Origin of the sequence: Streptomyces zingiberis (assembly GCF_012034935.1) — a bacterium.
Lineage (GTDB): Bacteria > Actinomycetota > Actinomycetes > Streptomycetales > Streptomycetaceae > Streptomyces > Streptomyces zingiberis.
This window is the reverse complement of the sequence record NZ_JAATEN010000017.1, coordinates 25,278-45,480: the sequence shown is the minus strand read 5'-3', so window position 1 is coordinate 45,480 and position 20,203 is coordinate 25,278. Positions and strand designations below refer to the sequence as shown.

14 protein-coding genes are annotated in these 20,203 nt (G+C 71.9%); 7 read left to right on the top strand and 7 right to left on the bottom strand.

Features of this window, described 5'->3' with window-relative positions:
• Nucleotides 1-170 precede the first annotated feature (170 nt).
• Nucleotides 171-1,511: a UDP-glucose dehydrogenase family protein gene (locus HCK00_RS19830; RefSeq protein WP_168103360.1), complete on the bottom strand. Its 1,341-nt coding sequence runs from the start codon at nucleotides 1,509-1,511 to the stop codon at nucleotides 171-173.
• Nucleotides 1,512-1,682: 171 nt separating this feature from the next.
• On the opposite strand from HCK00_RS19830, the gene HCK00_RS19825 reads away from it, so the two are divergent.
• From HCK00_RS19825 to HCK00_RS19810, 4 genes are all read left to right on the top strand, one after another.
• On the top strand, nucleotides 1,683-2,843 hold the full coding sequence (locus HCK00_RS19825; protein ID WP_277348264.1) for an acyl-CoA dehydrogenase: 1,161 nt from the start codon (nucleotides 1,683-1,685) through the stop codon (nucleotides 2,841-2,843).
• A gap of 287 nt (nucleotides 2,844-3,130) precedes the next feature.
• A complete protein-coding gene (locus tag HCK00_RS19820) occupies nucleotides 3,131-3,592 on the top strand; it encodes a hypothetical protein (protein ID WP_168103359.1) in 462 nt (153 codons plus the stop codon).
• 10 nt (nucleotides 3,593-3,602) lie between these two features.
• The gene (locus tag HCK00_RS19815; protein WP_168103358.1) at nucleotides 3,603-5,909 is read left to right on the top strand and encodes a DUF6571 family protein; all 2,307 of its coding nucleotides are present in this window, start codon (nucleotides 3,603-3,605) and stop codon (nucleotides 5,907-5,909) included.
• A 20-nt stretch (nucleotides 5,910-5,929) separates the two neighbouring features.
• Nucleotides 5,930-6,436, top strand: coding sequence for a hypothetical protein (locus HCK00_RS19810; protein WP_168103357.1), 507 nt, complete (start codon nucleotides 5,930-5,932; stop codon nucleotides 6,434-6,436).
• Nucleotides 6,437-6,550: 114 nt separating this feature from the next.
• On the opposite strand, the gene HCK00_RS19805 is transcribed toward HCK00_RS19810, so the two are convergent.
• A complete protein-coding gene (locus HCK00_RS19805; protein WP_168103356.1) occupies nucleotides 6,551-7,744 on the bottom strand; it encodes an LCP family protein in 1,194 nt (397 codons plus the stop codon).
• 140 nt (nucleotides 7,745-7,884) lie between these two features.
• Between HCK00_RS19805 and HCK00_RS19800 the strand changes: the two genes are divergently transcribed.
• Nucleotides 7,885-8,433, top strand: coding sequence for an acyl-CoA thioesterase (locus tag HCK00_RS19800; RefSeq protein WP_168103355.1), 549 nt, complete (start codon nucleotides 7,885-7,887; stop codon nucleotides 8,431-8,433).
• A gap of 137 nt (nucleotides 8,434-8,570) precedes the next feature.
• On the opposite strand, the gene HCK00_RS19795 is transcribed toward HCK00_RS19800, so the two are convergent.
• Nucleotides 8,571-10,031: an LCP family glycopolymer transferase gene (locus HCK00_RS19795; protein ID WP_240965778.1), complete on the bottom strand. Its 1,461-nt coding sequence runs from the start codon at nucleotides 10,029-10,031 to the stop codon at nucleotides 8,571-8,573.
• 736 nt (nucleotides 10,032-10,767) lie between these two features.
• Here HCK00_RS19795 and HCK00_RS19790 point away from each other — a divergent pair.
• Complete coding sequence (locus tag HCK00_RS19790) at nucleotides 10,768-11,853, top strand: glycosyltransferase family 2 protein (RefSeq protein WP_168103353.1); 1,086 nt, start codon at nucleotides 10,768-10,770, stop codon at nucleotides 11,851-11,853.
• A 364-nt stretch (nucleotides 11,854-12,217) separates the two neighbouring features.
• Here the strand turns inward: HCK00_RS19790 and HCK00_RS19785 are convergent, their stop codons facing one another.
• The 4 genes from HCK00_RS19785 to HCK00_RS19770 all read right to left on the bottom strand — a co-directional run bounded on the left by HCK00_RS19785 (nucleotide 12,218) and on the right by HCK00_RS19770 (nucleotide 18,395).
• Nucleotides 12,218-13,987, bottom strand: a complete 1,770-nt coding sequence (locus HCK00_RS19785) for an LCP family protein (RefSeq protein ID WP_168103352.1) — start codon at nucleotides 13,985-13,987, stop codon at nucleotides 12,218-12,220.
• A gap of 55 nt (nucleotides 13,988-14,042) precedes the next feature.
• A complete protein-coding gene (locus HCK00_RS19780) occupies nucleotides 14,043-15,863 on the bottom strand; it encodes an LCP family protein (RefSeq protein ID WP_168103351.1) in 1,821 nt (606 codons plus the stop codon).
• 219 nt (nucleotides 15,864-16,082) lie between these two features.
• Complete coding sequence (locus tag HCK00_RS19775) at nucleotides 16,083-17,396, bottom strand: LCP family protein (RefSeq protein ID WP_375781985.1); 1,314 nt, start codon at nucleotides 17,394-17,396, stop codon at nucleotides 16,083-16,085.
• A gap of 243 nt (nucleotides 17,397-17,639) precedes the next feature.
• On the bottom strand, nucleotides 17,640-18,395 hold the full coding sequence (locus tag HCK00_RS19770) for a TIGR03089 family protein (protein ID WP_168103349.1): 756 nt from the start codon (nucleotides 18,393-18,395) through the stop codon (nucleotides 17,640-17,642).
• A gap of 197 nt (nucleotides 18,396-18,592) precedes the next feature.
• Between HCK00_RS19770 and HCK00_RS19765 the strand changes: the two genes are divergently transcribed.
• Nucleotides 18,593-20,185 (top strand): peptidoglycan recognition protein family protein, encoded by a 1,593-nt coding sequence (locus HCK00_RS19765; RefSeq protein ID WP_168103348.1) that lies wholly within the window; start codon nucleotides 18,593-18,595, stop codon nucleotides 20,183-20,185.
• The last annotated feature ends 18 nt before the right edge of the window (nucleotides 20,186-20,203 follow it).

Below are 20,203 nucleotides of genomic sequence, written 5' to 3'. Positions count from 1 at the left end.
CCGCCCGGGGCCGGGCCGACACCCCTACGGCTGACCCGGGGCCCCCGGACGAAACCCGTCACGGTGCGGTGTCACCCGCGACGCTCCGCCGAGCGGCGCACCGCTCCCGGCGAGGTGAGTTTTCCGGGGACGCAGGGCCCGCTCCACCGGCCTGAACAGGCTCGTGCCGGTCAGGCCCGGGGCCGTCCCAGGGCGCGGTAGGTCCAGCCGGCCTCGCGCCAGCGGTCCGCGTCGAGCGCGTTGCGCCCGTCCAGGAGGTGCCGTCCGGTGACGACCTCGCCGAGCGCCGCCGGGTCCAGCTCACGGAACTCCCGCCACTCCGTGAGGTGGAGCACCACGTCGGCGCCGCGCGCGGCCTCCAGGGCGCTCGGGGCGTAGCCGAGGGTGGGGAAGACCCGGCGGGCGTTCTCCATGGCCTTGGGGTCGTAGACGGTGACCTGGCCGCCCTGGAGGTGGATCTGCCCGGCCACGTTGAGCGCGGGGGAGTCGCGGACGTCGTCGGAGTCCGGCTTGAAGGCGGCCCCGAGGACCGCCACCCGTACTCCGAGGAAGGAACCGCCGGCCGCCTCGCGGGCCAGTTCGACCATGTGGCCGCGGCGCCGCATGTTGATCGAGTCGACCTCGCGGAGGAAGGCCAGCGCCTGCGGCGAGCCCAGTTCGCCCGCCCGGGCCATGAACGCCCGGATGTCCTTGGGCAGGCAGCCACCGCCGAAGCCGATACCGGCCCGCAGGAACTTGGGCCCGATCCGGTCGTCATGGCCGAGGGCCTCGGCCAGCTTCGCCACGTCACCGCCGGCCGCCTCGCAGACCTCGGCCATGGCGTTGATGAAGGAGATCTTGGTGGCGAGGAAGGAGTTGGCGGCGGCCTTCACCAGCTCGGCGGTCGGGAAGTCGGTCACCACCAGCGGCGAGCCCTCGGCCAGCGGCCGTTCGTAGACCTCGCGGAGCTGCTTCTCGGCGCGCTCGCTCGTCACACCGATGACGATCCGGTCGGGGTGCAGGGTGTCCTGGACGGCGAACCCCTCGCGCAGGAACTCCGGGTTCCACGCCAGTTCCGCGCCCTCCCCGGCCGGGGCCTGCTCCGTCAGGAGTGCGGCGAGCCGCTCGGCACTGCCCACCGGCACCGTGGACTTGCCGACGACCAGCGCGGGGCGGCGCAGATGCGGCGCCAGGGAGGCGAACGCGCTGTCGACGTAGCTCATGTCACAGGCGTACTCGCCGTGCTTCTGCGGGGTGTTGACGCAGACGAAGTGGATGTCGCCGAACTCGCCCACCTCCTCGTAGGAGGTGGTGAAGCGGAGGCGCCCGCTGGCGCCCGGGTGGCCCGCCACATGCTTGCGCAGCAGCTCCTCCAGCCCCGGCTCGTACATGGGGACCTCGCCGGCGGAGAGCGTCGCGATCTTCTCGGGGGAGATGTCCAGCCCCAGGACCTCGAAGCCGAGTTCGGCCATGGCGGCGGCATGGGTGGCGCCTAGGTAGCCGGTGCCGATCACGGTGATCTTGGGTGCCATCGCTACTCCGTATACGCGTGCCAGCGGATTGCGGCGAGCATATCGGCCGGGCGGGCGGGCCGCCGTCCCCGCGGTCGTCCCCGCTGTCGCCCACGTCACCTATGCCCGGTCCGGGGCGCCGCACTAGAATCACGTTACTTAACGGTAGTTAGCAGCTGGGAGTGAGGGCTCTTGTCGTCCACCGAATTCGACCTCTACCGGGCGTCCGAGGAGCACGAGATGCTCCGCGAGTCGGTGCGCGCGCTCGCCGAGGCCAAGATCGCGCCCTTCGCCGCCGAGGTGGACGAGGAGGGCCGCTTCCCCCAGGAGGCGCTGGACGCCCTCACCGCCAACGACCTGCACGCGGTGCACGTCCCCGAGAGCTACGGCGGTGCCGGGGCCGACGCCCTGGCCACCGTCGTCGTGATCGAGGAGGTCGCCCGTGTGTGTGCCTCGTCCTCCCTCATCCCCGCCGTCAACAAGCTCGGCTCGCTGCCCGTGGCGCTCTCCGGCTCCGAGGAGCTGAAGCGGAAGTACCTGACACCGCTCGCCCGGGGCGAGGGGATGTTCTCCTACTGTCTGTCGGAGCCCGACGCGGGCTCGGACGCCGGCGGCATGAAGACCCGCGCCGTCCGCGACGGCGACCACTACGTGCTCAACGGCGTGAAGCGCTGGATCACCAACGCCGGCGTCAGCGAGTACTACACGGTGATGGCCGTCACCGACCCGGAGAAGCGGACCCGGGGCGGCATCTCCGCGTTCGTCGTCGAGAAGTCCGACGAGGGCGTCTCCTTCGGCGCCCCGGAGCGGAAGCTCGGCATCAAGGGCTCGCCCACCCGTGAGGTCTACCTCGACAACGTCCGGATCCCCGCCGACCGGATGATCGGCGAGGAGGGCACGGGCTTCGCCACCGCGATGAAGACCCTCGACCACACCCGCATCACCATCGCCGCCCAGGCCCTCGGCATCGCCCAGGGCGCCCTCGACTACGCCAAGGGCTACGTCCGGGAGCGCAAGCAGTTCGGCAAGCCGATCGCCGACTTCCAGGGCGTCCAGTTCATGCTGGCCGACATGGCGATGAAGATCGAGGCCGCCCGCCAGCTCACCTACGCCGCCGCCGCCAAGTCCGAGCGGGTCGACGCCGACCTGACCTTCTTCGGCGCCGCCGCCAAGTGCTTCGCCTCCGACGCGGCCATGGAGGTCACCACCGACGCCGTCCAGCTCCTCGGCGGGTACGGCTACACCCGGGACTACCCGGTGGAGCGCATGATGCGCGACGCCAAGATTACGCAGATTTATGAGGGCACCAACCAGGTCCAGCGCATCGTGATGGCCCGCAACCTGCCCAGGTGACCGACCGGCGCTCCGGGCCCCCGCAGCGCCCCGGAGATGAATGCCCCCGCGGTCGGCCCGGCGGGGGCATTCGCCGTTCACCGAGGCGGATGGCGATGCGCTTGTGGGCGACCCCGCCGATGTCGGGGCTGTGGATGCGGCGCGGGACTCACCTCGGGGCCTGCCGGCGATCCGCGCATGATTCGTGAAGGCGGCCACCCCTCGTGGTAGCTCTCTCCGGAATCCGGTAGCTTCGCGTACGCAGTCGCGCTCGGACCGTGACTGGCCGGAGAAACCGTGGGGGACGAGTGTCGTTCGACGAGGAGTGGACCCGCCTCAAGGCGGAGGCATCCACACGAACCAGGTTGAACAACGCCTCGAGAGGAGGGGGCGGTGGGGCTGAGGATCTCGTCGTCCGTCAGGACGATCTCGGCCGGGTGGGCAATGATGCCTTCAAGCTCCACGGTGACCTCAGAAAGGCTGCCGACATCGCCGGCGCCGGAGCCGGCAAGGACGGTGCCGGCTCGAGCATGCGCGCCGCTCAGCAGTTGACGGCACACAACTTCGCCACGGGGGCCGCTCTCTCGCTCACGGTCGAGATCTGGGACAGCCAGGCCAAGACGCTGCTCCAAGCGCTCGCCCACATCTCCAACCACCTGGACTTCACGCGGAAGCGGCACTCCGAGGACGAGGCGGACATCGAGGCTTCCCTGCGGAACCGTGACGGCACGGCCATGCCCGTCTCCAAGATCAGCCAGTACTTCCAGTGAGGGAAGCGGCATGTCAAGACTCACCTTCAGCGATGTGTACCAGGTGCCGTTGTCCGGTCTCGGTGAAGCGGTCGGTGCCTGGAAGGCGATGGCCGACGCCTTGGATGAACTGGCGACCGAGGCTTCGGAGGGCATGCACAAGCGCTCCGAGCGGGCCCGTTGGGCCGGAGTGAACGCCGGGGTCACCAAACCGTTCGTAGGCAAGACCGCGGGGGAGATCCGGGACGCACATGTTCAGGCCAAGAGCATCTGGAGCGTCCTCAGAGACGCGCAGTCCGACTTGACCGAGGTCCGGTCGGCGCTCCGCAAGGCCTATGACGAGGATGCGGCAGTCATCGGCTGTGGGGTGACCGATCTCCGCGACGGCACGGTCCGCTGTGTGTTTCCCGGCGGTCCGACGGCTGCCGCAGAGTTCACGCCGGAGCAGACCGAGGCGAAGGACCGGCTGGAGAGTCGCATCAACCGGCTTGTCGCCCGGGCCGAGGAGATCGACACTTCCGTCGCCCGTGCTCTCCGGAAGAGCCACGGTGGCAATGCCCATGACTTCGGTCACGCCCGGTACACATCGCTCGACGACGCGCAGGCCGAACGTGCTCTGGAACTGGCAGCGCTGGGGCCGGACATGAGTAACCGGCAGCTTGCCGAGTTCAATACTCTGGTCAAGCACAACGGCCGCGAACCCAACGGCAGATTCGCCACCCTTCTCTACGAAGGGCTGGGCGGACCGGAGGAGGCTTTGCGTTTCTACGGCCGGATGTCCATCAACGGTACCGAGGGCGACAACCCCGAACGGTTGGCCGGCGTGCGGGAGTTGCAGCGCAACATGGGCCACGCGCTGGCGAACGCCACCGAACCGGATGCTCCCAAGGGTCTTGAGGGCAGGAAATATCACCTGCCGGAGAGCTGGGGTGCCGAATTCCGGCGACTCGGTACCCAGCCGATCGAGTTGGAGCGGGGAGCCTTCGAGAGCCCGTTGGGATATCAGGTGCTCGGCGGTCTGCTCCGTTACGGAAACTACGACCCGGAATTCCTCAACCCGATCGCCGAACATGTCACCCAGCTCCACCGCGAGGACCTGCGCCGATTCCTGTGGAACAAGCCGACGCTGCCCGGTGATGAGGACTACGGCTTCAACCCCTCGGGGAAGAACGGTGCGGGATACATTCCCCTCAACAGCGTCCTGGAAGCTCTGGGCCACAGTCCGGAGGCGGCTACGAAATTCTTCACCGACACCCCGACGGTCTACCGGGAAGACGGGACGGCGGACCGGTCCGCAGAGGCTGACTTCACGCAGTACTTGAATGTATTCGCGGATGAGGAGTTCAAGTGGCCCGCTGACAGCCTACTTCCGTACCCTGACGGTCCTGCCGCAGCCACCGGAGGTCCTGACGCCTTGGGGCACGCCTTGGAGGCCGCAACAACTGGGCGACCGTATGACGTGGACCCATCGGTGTTTGCTGTTAAACACACCGCCGAGCAGGCAGAACTAGCCGTTCAGGTGGTAGACCTTTTCGGGATCAACCAGGAGATGCTTCGACGTAACGAAAACGGAGAAATATCCGCAGATTCTGGTCCGCTTTACGCGATGCGTGACAGCCTCGGAAACATCGTCGCTGAATATATGCCGGATGTTCAGCGGGCGCTCTACAGTTCCGGAGAAGATTCCATTTTCCGCCCATTCGGGGAGTCTGCAAATTTCCGCAACGAGAGTATTCAGTCTCTCCTGTCCGTCATTTCCCAGGATCCGGAGGCGTACGGCTCGATCACTGCCGCTCAGCGAGCGCTCACCTCTCAATTGGTGGACGAGGCGGTGAACGGGGGTGAGCGGCCGGGCGCTTACGATGCCGAGCGTTTGCGCAGCGTACTGGCCCCAGGTGCATTGATGGCGGGCATCATGAGCGAGGCTCGCATCGAGGCTGTCCACGAATACCATGCAGCTTCGGATGAAGCATTCAATGAATCGGTTGCCGACAAGCAGAAATGGGTGGACCGTATCCTTGGTGCCGGAATTGACGCTGCCGCCTCGCGTGTGCCTGCCGCGGGAAATGTCATCGGATGGCTTTCCGAAGACATTCAGGAGAGCATTGTGAAGGGTGTCTCCCAGGACACGGCCACCGAAGCGCAGGTGAAAGCAGGCGCCGCATACGCGGGTGGCCGGGATGCGGTGATCGAAGCGGCCCGGGAGGCGGTTGTTCGTGCGGGAAGGAGGGGTGGAGTCGACGGCGATACCGTACGAGTCCTTTCTGATGTCGCCGCGATTCAGGCGGGTAGTAGTCATGTGGAGGGGGTGTCGTGGGGCCTGTCCATCAAGGGTTGACGGCGCGGATAGTGGGCACCTTGTTGATCACTGGTCTTGTCGCGGGTCTGTCGGCCTGCGGCAATGATCCAAAGCGTAGTTACGCCACGCCGGACAATCTATGCGGTGTTCGGGTGAACCCGTCACTTGTCGAACCTTTTCTCGTAAACGGGGAAGAGGCCAGGCAGAGAGAAAAACCTCACGGCCAGGGTGGCGCCGAATATTCGTGCACTCTCCGAATTGACGGCAGAGCTTCAATCGTCCTGTACGGCGATTGGCGTGCAGCGAATTTCACCGTGCGTGACGCCGCAGACGAAGCGGTGCAGAATGTGTCGGCAGTAAATATAAACGGAAACATGGCGACGTGGGCGGATGGTGCTGCCGTCGTATTCGAGTGTCCTGGAGGTCCGAAGGGCGGGAGCCGTTATTCCGTCGTGGCCCGGACTCCTGTCCCGGGAGATCAGAATGTCAACCGGGAGGCGCTGGAAGATCTTGTGGAATCCTATGTCCCCAATTACAGGAAGACGCTGCCGTGCGGTGATTCCTGAAATCGTACGCCGCCACATGTTTGACGGATCTGGCGGACGCGCCGACGCCCCGGTCGCCGGGGGCGAGCGGGGCGTCGGGGGTGTCTGGGGCGGCGGCGCGGGGTGGGTGTGGGGTCAGTCGGTGACCGTGACCGGGTCGTCGTTCTTGAGCTCCGAGACGAGCTGCTTGACCTTCGGCATGTCCCACTTCAGGGAGCCGCCCGGGGCGGGGCCCGCGATCGGCATGTTCATCTGTTTGCCGCCGCCGCCCGTGACGTCCTTCATCGCCCAGAACATCGAGGCGAGGTCGAAGAGGCTCATGTCCTCGTCGACGATCAGCGTGTCCAGGCCCGCGCCCATCACCGGGTAGAGCTTGAACGGGTTCAGGACCGTGGACGGGGTGGCCGTCTGGGAGGCCAGGGCGGAGAGGAACTTCTGCTGGTTCTTGGTCCGGTCGAGGTCGCCGCCGGCCAGGCCGTAGCGCTGGCGGACGAAGGCCAGCGCCTGTTCGCCGTCGAGGGTCTGGCGGCCCTTCTTCAGGTCGATGCCGGAGTTCTTCTCCTTGAGGTCGCGGGGGATGTCCATCTCGACACCGCCCACCGCGTCGACGATCTCGGCGAAACCGCCGAATCCGATCTCCGCGTAGTGGTCTATCTTCAGCCCGGTGTTGAACTCCACGGTGCGGACCAGCAGCGGCGCGCCGTCCGTGGAGTACGAGGCGTTCAGCTTGGCCTGGCCGGGGGAGGGGAAGTTCTTGCCGCTCTCGGACCCCGTGAACTCGGGGATCGTGACGTAGGAGTCACGTGGCAGGGAGACCATGGTGTTCCCGTTGGCACCGACGTGGAGGATCATCATCGAGTCGGTGCGCTTGCCCTCGACCTTGCCGGTGTGCAGCCGCTTCTGGTCCTCGGGGGAGAGGCCCTCGCGACTGTCGGAGCCGACGATCAGGTAGTTGGTGCCCTCCCCGGCCTCGGGCCGGTCCTTCACGATGCTGAGATCGACCTCACGCCGGAGCTTGGAGTCGGCCCAGAAGTAGGTGCCGACGCTCACCAGCAGCAGGACGATGAGCACGGTCACCAGGATGCGCTTGAAGCGGCCGCGCCGTGCGGGCGCCGGCGGGCCCTGCGGGTCGCCGCCGCCCCCGTAGACCTGGCCGGTGTTGTAGCCGTCGTAGCGGTCGTCGTAGCCCTGGGACTGCTGCGGAGGCACGTGGCCGTACGGGGGCGCGGCGGTGGGCTGCATCCCGTGCGCCGGCTGCTGGGCGGGTCTCGGGCCACCGCGCCCGTAGCCGCCACCGTCCGCGTTCCATCCCTGGGGCCAGTCATTCATAGGGGGAAGTGTGCACGGCGGAGGGGGGCTCCTCCCAGATTCGGTGCTGGATACAAGCAATACCCGGACAAGGCTGTAGCAGAGCTGATGCAGTCCGAGCACGGACGGGGCGGGGAAGGGCGGAGCATACAGTTGAAGGCATGACCGATCAGGCCCTCTCCGCAGATCCGACGGTTCCGACGAAGCCGACCAGCGCCTCCCGGACCACCCTCTCGCACATCATGACCGCCCATGACACCAACCTTCTGGGCACGGTGCACGGTGGCGTGATCATGAAGCTGGTCGACGACGCGGCGGGCGCGGTCGCCGGACGGCACTCGGGCGGGCCCGCCGTCACGGCCTCGATGGACGAGATGGTCTTCCTGGAGCCGGTCCGGGTCGGTGATCTCGTGCATGTGAAGGCACAGGTCAACTGGACGGGGCGGTCCTCGATGGAGATCGGTGTCCGCGTGGTCGCGGAGCGCTGGAACGAGTCGACGCCCGCCACTCAGGTCGGCAGCGCCTACCTGGTCTTCACCGCCGTCGACGCCGACGGCAAGCCGCGGCCGGTGCCGCAGGTGGCGCCCGAGTCGGAACGGGACAAGCGCCGCTACCAGGAGGCGCAGATCCGCCGGACGCACCGGCTGGCGCGCCGCAGGGCGATCAAGGAACTGCGCGAGAAGCGCGCCGCCGAGGGGATCGACGACTGATCGTCCCGGGACGGACGGACGGGCGGAGGGGCTGACGGACTGACGGGCGGCGGTGGTCTCACGGCTCCCGCCGCGCGATCTCACCTCCGCGATCTCACCTCCGCGGTGTCACGGGCGCGGCCTCGCGCCGTGGTGTCTCAGGGGCAGGCGGCTCCATGGGCCGGGGTGGCGTCCCGTGTGCCGCCGGCGGTGCCGTCCGCCGTGCCGTCCGGGGTGTCGCCGTGGGCGTCCGGCTGGGGCTCGCCGTCGCGTCGCTCGGGTGGTGCGGGCCGGTCCGGAGACGGTCCGGGAGGTTCCGGGGGGCCGCCGGGGCCGGGGAGCTCCGTCGGTTCCGTCACTCCCCCGGGGGATTCCGGGGAGCCGTCGCCTCCCGCGGCCGGGGGCGGGGTGCCGTCCGGCTCCCGGAAGGGGGCCGCGGCGGGCCCGGGCCCCCTCCCCGCGGGGCCCGTGTGGTGGCGCCGGGCCGCCCCGGGCAGCGGGCGGTCCTCGCGCATCGCGGCGAAGATCTGTTCGGCCGCCGCCGCGTCCCAGAGCACCGTCGAGCCGATGCCCGGCACCCGGTGGTCCGGGTCGGCCACGGGCACGGTGACGAACTCCGACGCGGACGCCGTGAGCCCGCGCATCGCCCGCCCGAGGCCGATCAGCTCCGCGGTGCCGAGCCCCGGATCCGCCCGGACCGAGCCGAGCAGCGCCTCGGCCGCCCCGGTCAGCTTCACGGGGTTGAGCAGCACTCCGCTCCGCGCCGCCCGGTCGACGAGGGCGGCCAGGAACCGCTGCTGGCGCCGCATCCGCCCCAGATCCCCCTCGGCGTCGACATGGCGGGCCCGGACGTAGGCCAGCGCCTCACCGCCGCCCAGCCGGCTGGTGCCGGCCGGGAGGTCGAGGCCGCTCCGCTCGTCCCGCAGCGGCACGGGTGTGCACACCTCGACTCCGCCGAGGTGGTCGACGGTCCGGATGAAGCCGGCGAAGTCCACCTCCAGGTAGTGGTCGACGCGGACGCCCGTCAGCCGCTCCACCGTGCGGACGGTGAGCCGGGGTCCGCCTTCGGCGTAGGCCGAGTTGATCTTGATGGCGCGGGTGCCGGTCCGGCCGGGGCCGGGGCCGGCATCGAGGCCGGGGCCGGACCCGACGCCGGAATCGGAGCCCGCGGTGGGTTCGCCGCTGTCCGGGCCGGGGCCGTCCGCCCCGCTGCCGGGGCCGGGGGCCGTGGTGCCGGCGGGACCCCGTTCCGTCCCGGCCTCCTGGCCGCGGTCCGCCCCGCCGCCGGTTCCGCCCCGCGCCTCGCCCCTCGCGCGGCCGTCCGGTGCCTCACCGTCCAAGGGCAGGCCGACGTAGGTGTCGCGGGGGATGCTCACCACGTCGGCCCGCCGGCGGTCCGCGGAGAGGTGCACCAGCAGGATCGTGTCCGTGCAGTGACAGGGCTCCCCGCCCAGGCGGAACCTCCGCCGCTGCTCCTCGGTGATCCGGTCGCGGCCGTCCGTGCCGACGACGAGGAAGGTGAGCGCCTCCCCGGAACCGTCCTGCCGGGAGCGGTCGGGACGGCCGGAGAGGCCGGTGAAGGGGTCCACCCGCTCGATGGTGCTCCCGAGCCCGGCCATCACCGCGTGCCCCGCCCCCGCGGCCACCAGGACGAGCGCGGACGCGCAGCAGGACAGCCGCAGCCCCCAGCGCGCCCGGCGGGGCTTGCGGTGCCGGGCGCGCCGTCCTCGCCCATCGGCGGGTCCGCCGCCGTCGGGGACGGGGCCCACGGCGTCACGGGGGCACGGGCCGGGGCCGTCGGGGCCGTCGGGACCGGAGTCACCGCCGCGGTCCGAGGTCGGCACAGGGGGTGTCACGGGCACCTCCGCGGTCCGGAGTGGAGAGGGCTACGGGTGAGGAGCGGCACGGAGACGGGCAGGGGCGGTGGCGAGCGAGGGCTGGGTGGTGCGGGGCGGAGGCCGGAGGAGCGGGGAAGGGGACCGCCGCGCCGTGCCGTGCCGGGGCGGGAGATGGGGAGCGGAGCCAGGGAAGGGGGCTGCCGAGGCGGGGAGGGGCGGGGAAGGGCGGAGTGGGGAGAAGCGGGGAGGCGGGACGAAGAGGGGGAGGGGGAGGGGGAGGGGGAGGCGGGGAACGGCGAGGAGGAGGAAGGGCGCGCGAGGAGGGAAGGTCGCGGGACGAGGAGGAGCGGGACCTCACCGGAGGTCCGTACGATCGTCGTACCGCATTTCCGTGCCAGGCGCCTCTCCCCGTGCCGCCGCCGGACACCCGGGCGGTCGCGCCCCGGGCGGGGCGTACCCGCCGGTGGCCGCCGGGTGGCTGCGGCCCCGTCGCCCGTTCGCGGTAACGTGAGAAACGATGAACGCCTCCCCTGAACAGCCGCCGCCGGCCGTCTCCGTGATCATGCCGGTGCTCAACGAAGAGCGGCATCTGCGCGATGCCGTCGGGCACATCCTGCGGCAGGAGTACGCGGGTGAACTCGAGGTCGTGATCGCCCTCGGCCCGTCCTCGGACCGGACCGACGAGATCGCCGCCGAGCTGGTCCGCGAGGACCCCCGCGTGCACACGGTGCCCAACCCCACCGGCCGTACCCCCGCCGCCCTCAACGCGGCGATCAAGGCCTCCCGCCATCCGGTCGTGGTCCGTGTCGACGGCCACGGGATGCTCTCCCCGGACTACATCGCCACCGCCGTCCGGCTGCTCGCGGAGACCGGCGCGCAGAACGTCGGCGGCATCATGCACGCCGAGGGCGAGAACGACTGGGAGCGGGCCGTGGCGGCCGCCATGACCTCGAAGATCGGCGTCGGCAACGCCGCCTTCCACACCGGCGGCGCCGCCGGCCCGGCCGAGACGGTCTACCTCGGCGTCTTCCGCCGCGCCGCCCTGGAGCAGCAGGGCGGCTACAACGAGGAGTTCATCCGCGCCCAGGACTGGGAGCTGAACTTCCGCATCCGCGAGGCGGGCGGCCTGATCTGGTTCTCCCCCGAGCTGCGGGTCTCCTACCGGCCGCGGCCGACGGTGCGGGCGCTGGCCAGGCAGTACAAGGACTACGGCCGCTGGCGCCATGTCGTCGCCCGCTACCACCAGGGCTCGATCAACCTCCGTTACCTCGCGCCGCCGGCCGCCGTGCTGGCCATCGCGGCCGGGACGGTCGTCGGCGCGGCGCTCACCCCCTGGGGCTTCGTCGTTCCCGCCGGATACCTCGCCGCCGTCACGGCGGGCTCGGTGCCGGCCGGGCGGGGGCTGCCGCTCGCGGCGCGGCTGCGGATCCCGGTGGCGCTGGCCACCATGCACATGTCCTGGGGCTGGGGCTTCCTCACCAGCCCGCGCTCCCTGGCGCGGAAGGTGATCGCGAGCCGCCGCCCGGCGGTGACCGCGGAAGCGGAGGCGGGCCGGGAAACGGCCGGCACCGGACCGGCGGACGGACCCGAGCGCGGGGCCTGAGCGGAGACGGGGCCTGACCGGCCGGAGACGGAGCCAGGGCGGAGCCCCGGGCCGCCCGGAGCGCGGCCGGCCCGGCCCGTCCCCGGCACGCGGGCGTGGACGGGGCCCGGGGCGCGGGGAGTCACGGCGGGCCCTCGCCGTCCGGGCGCCGGAGGCTGCCGCCGGTCACCCGGGTGGCGCCGGCAGCGCGCTCCCCGCCCACCGCCGCCTCGGGGTGCCGCACGGGAGGCCGGCGCCGAGGGTGCGGCCCGTCCCGGCGCCATGGCATGCGTGCCCCCGCCGGAGGCCGAGGAGTCGCGCGGTGCCCCTCGTCACTCCGTGGCCCCGCGCCGCATACGTGCCCCGCGGCTGACGGGGCGGTGGATCAGAACGTGTGGCGCGGGTTCACGTCCATGCAGGCCGAGGTGTCGTCCCCGCCCAGGGCGTCGGCGCTCTCCGGGGCCTTGTCGTCCTTCTCGCCCGCCCCCTTCTCCGGGGGATAGGCGCCGGCGGTCCGCCAGTCGGTTCCGATCACCACGGTGACCTGCGCCGCCCCGGCGGGGGCGGGCCGTACCGCGCCGGCCGGCAGCCCCAGCGCCTCCGCGACGGCCCGGGCGTCCCCGCGCAGTTCGTCGGTGGGGTAGGCGACGGTGGTGTCCGCCTGGGATTTGGGGGTCGCGTCGGCCGCGGCCCGGGTGAAGCCCTTCCCGGCCAGCTGCTGTGCGACGGCGGCGGCCCGGCCCGGTACGGCGGCCTGCGCGGCGGTGCCGGTGCCGTTCTGCACGGTGACGGGTATCTCCGCGGGGGGCGCGGCGGGGTCGCTCGGTTCGGCCTTCTTCCGGCCGGTCTTCCCGCGGTCCTTGCCGTCCAGCGCGATGTCGTTGCGGACCAGGGAGAACAGTTGCTCGGCGTCGCCGGGCTCAGGTATCAGGTGGGCCGCGGGGTTCTGCGGGTCCTCCGTCCACGGCATGGTCGCCATGGTGATCCGGCCGGTCGGCACCTTCCGGAGTTCGCCCGCCAGGTCGTAGAGCTTGCCGACGCTGCCCAGGCCCTCGTCCACGGTGAGCGCCTTGGTGGCGGCCTCGGCGAGACCCCGCAGCTGCCCCGGGTTGGTGAGCTTGGTGCCGGACTTCAGCTGGCGGATCATGGAGTTCATGTACTGGTGCTGGGCCCGGGCGCGGCCGATGTCGCTGCCGTTCTCGAAGGCGTGGCGGGTGCGCAGCCATTGCAGGGCGCGCTCCCCCTTGACCACCGTCTCCCCGGCCTTCAGCCGCAGTCCGCTCTTGGGGTCCTGGAGGTTGTCCCGGACGCAGACCGGGACTCCTCCGACCGCGTCGGCCATGTCCACCACACCTGCGAAGTCGATCATCATGAAGTGGTCGACCGGGACGCCGGTGAGCTCCTCCCAGGTGGCGACGGTGCAGCCCGGGCCGCCGTGCTGGAGGCTGGTGTTGATGGTGGCGCTGGTCTGCCCGTAGACACTGCCGTCCTCGGGGTCCGTGCACCGGGGGATGGTCACCCGGGTGTCGCGGGGGACGCTGATCACCGACATGTTCTTCCGGTCCGCGGAGACGTGCAGCAGCATCTGCACATCGGCGAGCGGCTTGCGCCCGGCGTCCGCGCGGGCCCCGCCGAGCCGGACGTTCGCCGCGGAGTTCCGGCTGTCGGAGCCCAGCAGCAGGATGTTGAGCGGCCGGTTGCCGTCGGCGTCCGGCGCGGCCTTGTCGAGCCGGTTGTCGCCCAGGTTGAGCAGGTCCTTCTCGAGATTGCCGTTGAGGTGCTCGTAGTAGAGGTAGCCGGCGCCCGCCGTGCCGAGTATCAGCACCGCGAGGACGGTGGCCGACCAGCGCAGCATCCGGCGGCCCCCGCCGGGCCGCCGGGGCGGTGGCGCGGCCTCCGCGAGGCCCTGGCCGGTGGGGTCACCGGTGCCGTCGCGCCCGTCGGCGACGGCGGGTACGCCGTCCCGGCTGTGGCCGCTGTGGCCGCTGTGGCCGGTCTGGCCGGTCTGGCCGTGCGCGGCCGGGACGGCGTCCGGCCCGGGGCGGCCGCCGGCGTGGGCCGGGCCGTCGTAGAGACTGTCGTCCCACCCGAGGTCGGCCGCCTCGGGCCGGTCCCGTTCCGTTCCGCCCCCGCGCGCATGTGTCGTCCGCCGCATCGGGCCTCCCCGTTGGATCACTCGTGGCCGGCCCCGGGGGGCCGGCGTCTGCCGGTCACTTGGCGCACACCTGCTGGTCCGCCTCGACCCGCTGGATGTTCTCCGGCGCCTTGCTCGGGGCGGTCAGCGGCACCCCGGGCTCGGTGAAGTCCTCGCCGAGGGTGAGGGTCATGGACCCCGTCTCCGCGGAGCCGCCGCCGTCCTTCGACGGCTTCATCGCCGCGGCGGACAGCCCCATCATCTCCGCCAGCGCCCGGGCCTGGTCGGCCTGGTCCGGGGTGTACTCCAGGACGGTCTTCTTCAGCGTCTTCCGGGACCCGGAGTTGCCGCCGTTGGCCGAGCGGTTGACGCCCTCGGTGTTCTGCAGCCAGTCCACGGTGGTCTGCGCGGCGCCGATGGGGGCCCCGCCGTTGAAGACGTCGACCCGCACCTCGGACGGTTCGGCCTTCGGCCCCTCCGTCTTGGCCTTCTCCTCCGCCTTCTCCTCGGCCTTCTCCTTCTTCTTCACCTCGGTGAGGGAGATGTCGTCGCGGAGCATGGCGAAGAGCTGGTCGGCGGGCTGCTTGTTGAGCACGACCGAGGCCTTGTCCTCGGAGTCGAGGACCGGCACGGTCACGAAGGAGATGTTCTTGATGTTGACTTTCTTCAGGTTGTTCGCGAGGGCGATCAGTTTGTTGACCGAGCCGATGCCGGTGTCCACCGTCAGCGCCTTGGTCGCCGCGTCCGCCAGGTCCCACAGTTTCTTGGGGTCGGTGAGGGTGTCGCCGGACTTCATCTTGCGGATCATGGAACTGAGGAACTGCTGCTGGAGCTTGATCCGGTCCAGGTCGCTGCCGAACTGAAGGCCGTAACGGGTGCGGACGAACGCCAGCGCGTCGTCGCCCTCCACGACGTGCTTGCCCTCGCTGAGCTTCAGATGCGACTTGGGGTCGTCGATGGGCTTGGCCAGACAGACCTCGACGCCGCCCACGGCGGTGGACAGCGTCTTGACGGCGTTGAAATCGGCCATCATGAAGTGGTCCACCTCAAGGCCGGTTATCCCCTCGACGGTGCGCATCGTGCACCCCGGGTCACGGCCGCTCTGGCCGAGGCTGGTGTTGAAGCGCACGCTTCGCTCCCCCGGGATGACCTCGGTGGAGCCGTCCTCCTGCTTGGTCGGGCAGTCCGGGACGTCGGTCAGCATGTCGCGCGGGATGCTCAGCGCGGTGGCGTTGGTCCGGTCCTCGGAGACATGGAAGAGGATCGTGGTGTCGGCGTGGCCGACGCTGCCCTTGTCGCCGTAGCCCTCGTTGCCCTTGCCCGTCCGGACGTCGGTGCCCAGCACCAGGATGTTCATGGGGCCGTCGGTGATGGTGTCGCTGCCCGCGTCGCCGACGTCCACGGTGTTGAGGTTGCCGTTGATCCGCTCGAAGACGTAGTACGCCCCTCCGCCGCCGGCGAGCAGGACGAAGGCCATCACGCCGCCGGTCCACAGCAGCGCCTTCTTCCGGCCGGCCTTCTGCTGGCGCCGCTTGCGCCGGTTGCTGCCCGCGGCCGTCTTCGGGGCGGCGCGCCCGGCGGCCCGGCGGCCCCGCTGCGGGGCGGCCCCGGCCCGGGACTCCTCCCGCTCCGGGGCGGCCTGCGCGGCACGGCGGGAGCCGGCGCGGGGCGCCGTGCCCCGGGCGCCCTGGCCCGGGGGGCCCTGGCCTGTGGCGCCGGCCGGGTCGGACGCGGCGGACGCGGCGGCCGGCGGTCCGGAGGCTCTGCGCGGGCCGGGCGCGGCCGGTCGCTCCGTGGGAGCCTGTAGTCGCAGAACGTAGTTTCCGGTGTCCGGGTCGAGCACCCACTGGTCAGCGGGGTCGATGTCGTCCGCCCGCCCACGGCCTTGCGCGTCCACGGTTCGCTGAGTCCTCCGTCGGTGCCACGCGGCGCCCGCCCCCCTCGCGGGCGCTCGGCTGGTCCTGCTGCCGGTGTCCGAACACGCTGGTCGTGCGCGTCGGGTCGCTCACACTATCCGCCCGGTTCACCGCTCGGCGACGGCGGTGACGCATTCAACGTCTTGACAAGCGGGCAAAGTCGGCATTTTTTTCTGTGCTGTTCGACAACTTCCGGATTCTCACCCGCAGAGGGGTCTCTTTCCGGCCTCCGCGGTCGCCGTCGGAGAGGATCCCGGCGGGGTCGCGGAGCCCGACGGCGAGGCCGCCGGGCCGTCCGAGGTGGGCCCCGGAGTGCTCGCCCCGTCCGCGCCGGAGCCCGCCGTGGCCTCCGGCCGTTCTCCCGGGTCCTCTCCCCGGTCCTCTTCGTTCTCCGTGCCCTCGCCGCCGGCCGTCACGGGGAGATCGTTCCGGAGCTCCTCGAACAGTTCCGACGCGTCAGGCTGTACGAGCTCGTCGCGGTTGACGTTCAGGTGATACGGCTGCCGGGGCACGGTGAGGAAGCGGATCCCGTCCTCCGGGAGCCCGCGCACACTCTCCGCGAGCTCGTAGAGGCTGCCGAGCGAGGCCAGCCCGGAATCGGTGGTCAGCGAGGAGGTCGCGGCGTCCAGCAGCGCGTACAGCTCCGCCGGGTTCTGCAGCGTCCCCTTCGCGCGGAGCTGCTCCATCACCGTGGCGAGGAACTCCTGCTGCCGGGTCATCCGCGCGGTGTCCGTGCCGTCGCCGAGGCTGTAGCGGGCGCGGACGTAGCCGAGGGCCTCCTCGCCGTCCAGCGTCTGCGGCCCGGCGGGCAGCTTCACGTGGGCCTCGTCGTCGTCGACGGGTTCCTCCAGGCAGAACTCCACGCCGCCGATCGCGTCCACCATCTTCCGGAAACCGGTGAAGTCGACGATCACGTGGTGGTCCATCCGGACGCCGGTCAGCTCCTCCACCGTGCGGATCGTGCAGGCCGCCCCGCCGAACTGGAAGGCCCAGTTGAACTGGGCGAACTGCGGCGCGGTGCGGGAACCGTCCGGCTTGGTGCAGGCGGGGACGTCCACCATCAGATCGCGCGGGATGCTGACCGCCGTGGCGTGCGAGCGGTCGGCGGACAGGTGCAGCAGCATCGTGGTGTCCGAACGCTGGGTGCCGCTGTCCCGCCCGTAGCGGGCGTTGCCGCCGCCCCGGTCGTCGGAGCCGATGAGCAGGATGTTCACCGCCTCGCGCACGACGGAGGCGGGACGGTCCGCGGCGTGCCGGTCCAGCTCGCGGGAGATCTCCGGGTCGGTGCGGATGTTGGCGTCCAGCCGCTCGTAGAGCGTCCAGGCCGTGCCGGCCGCCGCGAGGACGGTCACGGCGGCGCCCACGGCCGTCCAGCGGAGCCAGCGGCGGCGCCGGCGTATGGGGCCCGGCTCACCGTCCTCCGCGGCGGCCTCGGCGGGGGGCCCGGGCTGCGGCGGGCCGCTGTCGGCGGGGCCGCTCTCCGGCTCCGCGGAGGGGGTGGCGGTGTCGGTCACGGTGGATCCATCCCTCACGGCTTCCGGCGGCGGCAGTGGCGTACCGCGCGGGGAGCCGCCGGTCACAGGTGAAGACGGCGGATGTGGCCACTTGGTTGTACGTGTGCCCTGGCGGTTTTCGGCCATCGGCGGTGCTCGCGGTCCACCCGGGGGGCGTCCGGGCCCCCCGCGCGCCCGTCCCCCCGGGTGTCCGTCGGGAGCGCCCGGGGGGAGCGGGCCGCGGTGGAGGCGCCCGCCCGGTCCTCAGCCCGCCGTGGCGGTCACCCGCTCGCTCTCCAGCCGCTGTTCGAGCGTCTCCGCCGGGAGCCGGTCCAGGTGGCGGCAGAGGACGACGGATCCGCCCGCGGCGAGCGGGGCGAGCAACCCCGCGGAGACGCCGTCCCAGGAGTCGTACGCCAGTCCGGAGAGCACCCGGGAGACCGGGGTGTACTCGCGCGTCAGGGCGTCGGCCGCGGCCCGCTCCACGGCCTGCGCGGCGGTCAGCTCCCCGTCCCCGCGGAAGGCCAGTGCGGGCCCGTCCGGGTCCACCGGGGCGAACGGCGCGAAGGAGTCTCCCTGTCCGGGCACCTCCACCGCGTAGTCCGCGAAGCCCGGCGGCGGTTCGGGGAAGCGCGCGCCCAGCGGGCGCAGGCTCAGCGCCACCCGTTCGCCGCGGCAGGCCCGCGCCTCCTCCAGCGTGTCCGGCCCGGTGACGACGAGGTCGGCGGCGGCCGGGTCGCCGCCGAGGTCGGCGATGACCCCGGTGGAGGAGCAGGCCAGCAGCCAGACGGCCGTCTGCCAGTGGGCGGGGAGCAGCAGGGCCGCGCGGTCACCCGGCTGGGCGGCGAGGTCGCCCTGGAGGAGATTGGCGGTCTTGGCCACCCAATTGGCGAAGGTGGCGACGGACAGTTCGACGCGCTCGCCGGTGGCGTCGTCGTAGAAGGTGACCAGCGGGCGGGCCGGATCCGCGGTCAGCGCGGATCGCAGCAGGTCGGCCGGGGTGCGATCGGTTGCGTTCACCCGGGCAAGCGTACGCGGCCACCTGGGCCGTACAACTGGCCGCGTTCACCGGCCGGATGATCCGGAGGGAGGGGCGGAGGGAGCGCGTGACCCGGACGGATGGCCCGGGACGGCACCGTGTCGACGGAGGGTCACCTTACGAATAGACAGATGTAGCCGTTGTGGCCAGCATGGCCGATATGAACAATATGACTGGTATGAGTGATAAGGGTGGCGTGGTGTCCTCGCGCCGCTCCCGTGCCGTCCTCGCCTCCGTCGCCGGGGCCGCCGCGGCCGCCCTCGCGCTCCCCCTGGTCCTGCCCGCCGGTGCGGCGGCCGCCGCACCCCCGGCGCCGCGTGAGCGGGCCGCGCCCACGCCGCAGCGGCCCGGCTCCACCCAGTCGCTGCCGCTGGCCGCCCCGGTCGCCCGGTCCGCCGGTCCCGCCGTGCGGACCCTCCCGCCGCGGACCGTCCGCCCGTACTCCCTGGTGGGTGCTGTCTGGACCGGCGCCGCCGCCGGCCTCCACGGTCGGGTCCAGGTACGGACCCGCTCCACCGCCTCGGGGGAGTGGAGCGGCTGGCGCGACCTCGCCGCCCACCCCGAGGACGCGCCGGACGCCTCCGAGTACGCCCCGGACCCGTCACCCGGCGGCACCCCCGGGACAGCCGGAACGGGTGGGTCCGCCGGTGCGGGACCGCGCGGCGGCACCGCCCCGCTCTGGGTCGGCGAGAGCGACGGCGTGCAGGCGCGCGTCCTGCCGGAACGGACCACGCAGCGGGCGCCCCGCGCGCTCCCGCCGGGATTGCGGCTGGAACTGGTCGACCCCGGGCAGGGGCCGGCGCCGTCCCGCCGCCCGGGCGGCACGGCCGCCACCGAGCGGCAGGGTGCGGAGCGGCAGGGTACGGAACGGCAACGTACGGAGCGGCAGCGCGCCGAGCGGCAGAGCGCCCGGGCGAACGCGGCCCTCGCGGCCCCCGGCTCCACCCGGATCCCGCCCCTGGACCGGGCGGCGACCACCGAGGCGGCTCACGCACCTCAGGCAGCTCAGGCACCTCGGACGGCTCACGCGGCTCACGCGGCTCAGGCGTCCGGAGTGGCGGCGGACTCCGCCGGCTCGCGCCGCGCGGCCGAAACGAGCGGCGCGACCCAAACCGCCGGCGCGGCCGGCGCGGCCGGCACGACCGGCGCTTCCGCCGCGAGCCGCCGCGTCGGCCCGCGCCCCGGCATCGTCATCCGCCGCGGCTGGGGAGCCGACGAGAGCTGGCGCGAACGGCAGTTCCGCTACACCACCACGGTGCGGACCGCGTTCGTCCACCACAGCGCCACCGGCAACGGTTACACCTGCGCCCAGGCCCCCGCCGTGCTGCGCGGCATCTACCGCTACCACGTCATCTCCCTGAAGTGGCGTGACCTCGGGTACAACTTCGCCGTCGACAAGTGCGGCACCATCTACGAGGGCCGCGCCGGCGGGGTGACCCGGCCCGTCCAGGGGGCCCACACCCTCGGCTTCAACCACAACAGCATGGGCATCGCCGTGCTCGGCACCTTCGACTCCGCGGGGCCCTCCGCCGCCGCACAGCAGGCCGTCGCCAAGCTCACGGCCTGGAAGCTCGGCCTGTACGGCAGGAACCCGGCGGCCCGCGGGGCGCGGATCTCCGAGGGCAACGGGAACTTCCGGAGGGGAACCCGGGTGACGCTCCACGTCGTCTCCGGTCACCGGGACGGGTTCTCCACCGCCTGCCCCGGACAGCGGCTCTACGCCCGGCTCCCCGCCATCCGGGCGCTCGCGGCGCGGCTCCAGGGCCGCTGACGTCCCGGGCGGCTGCAT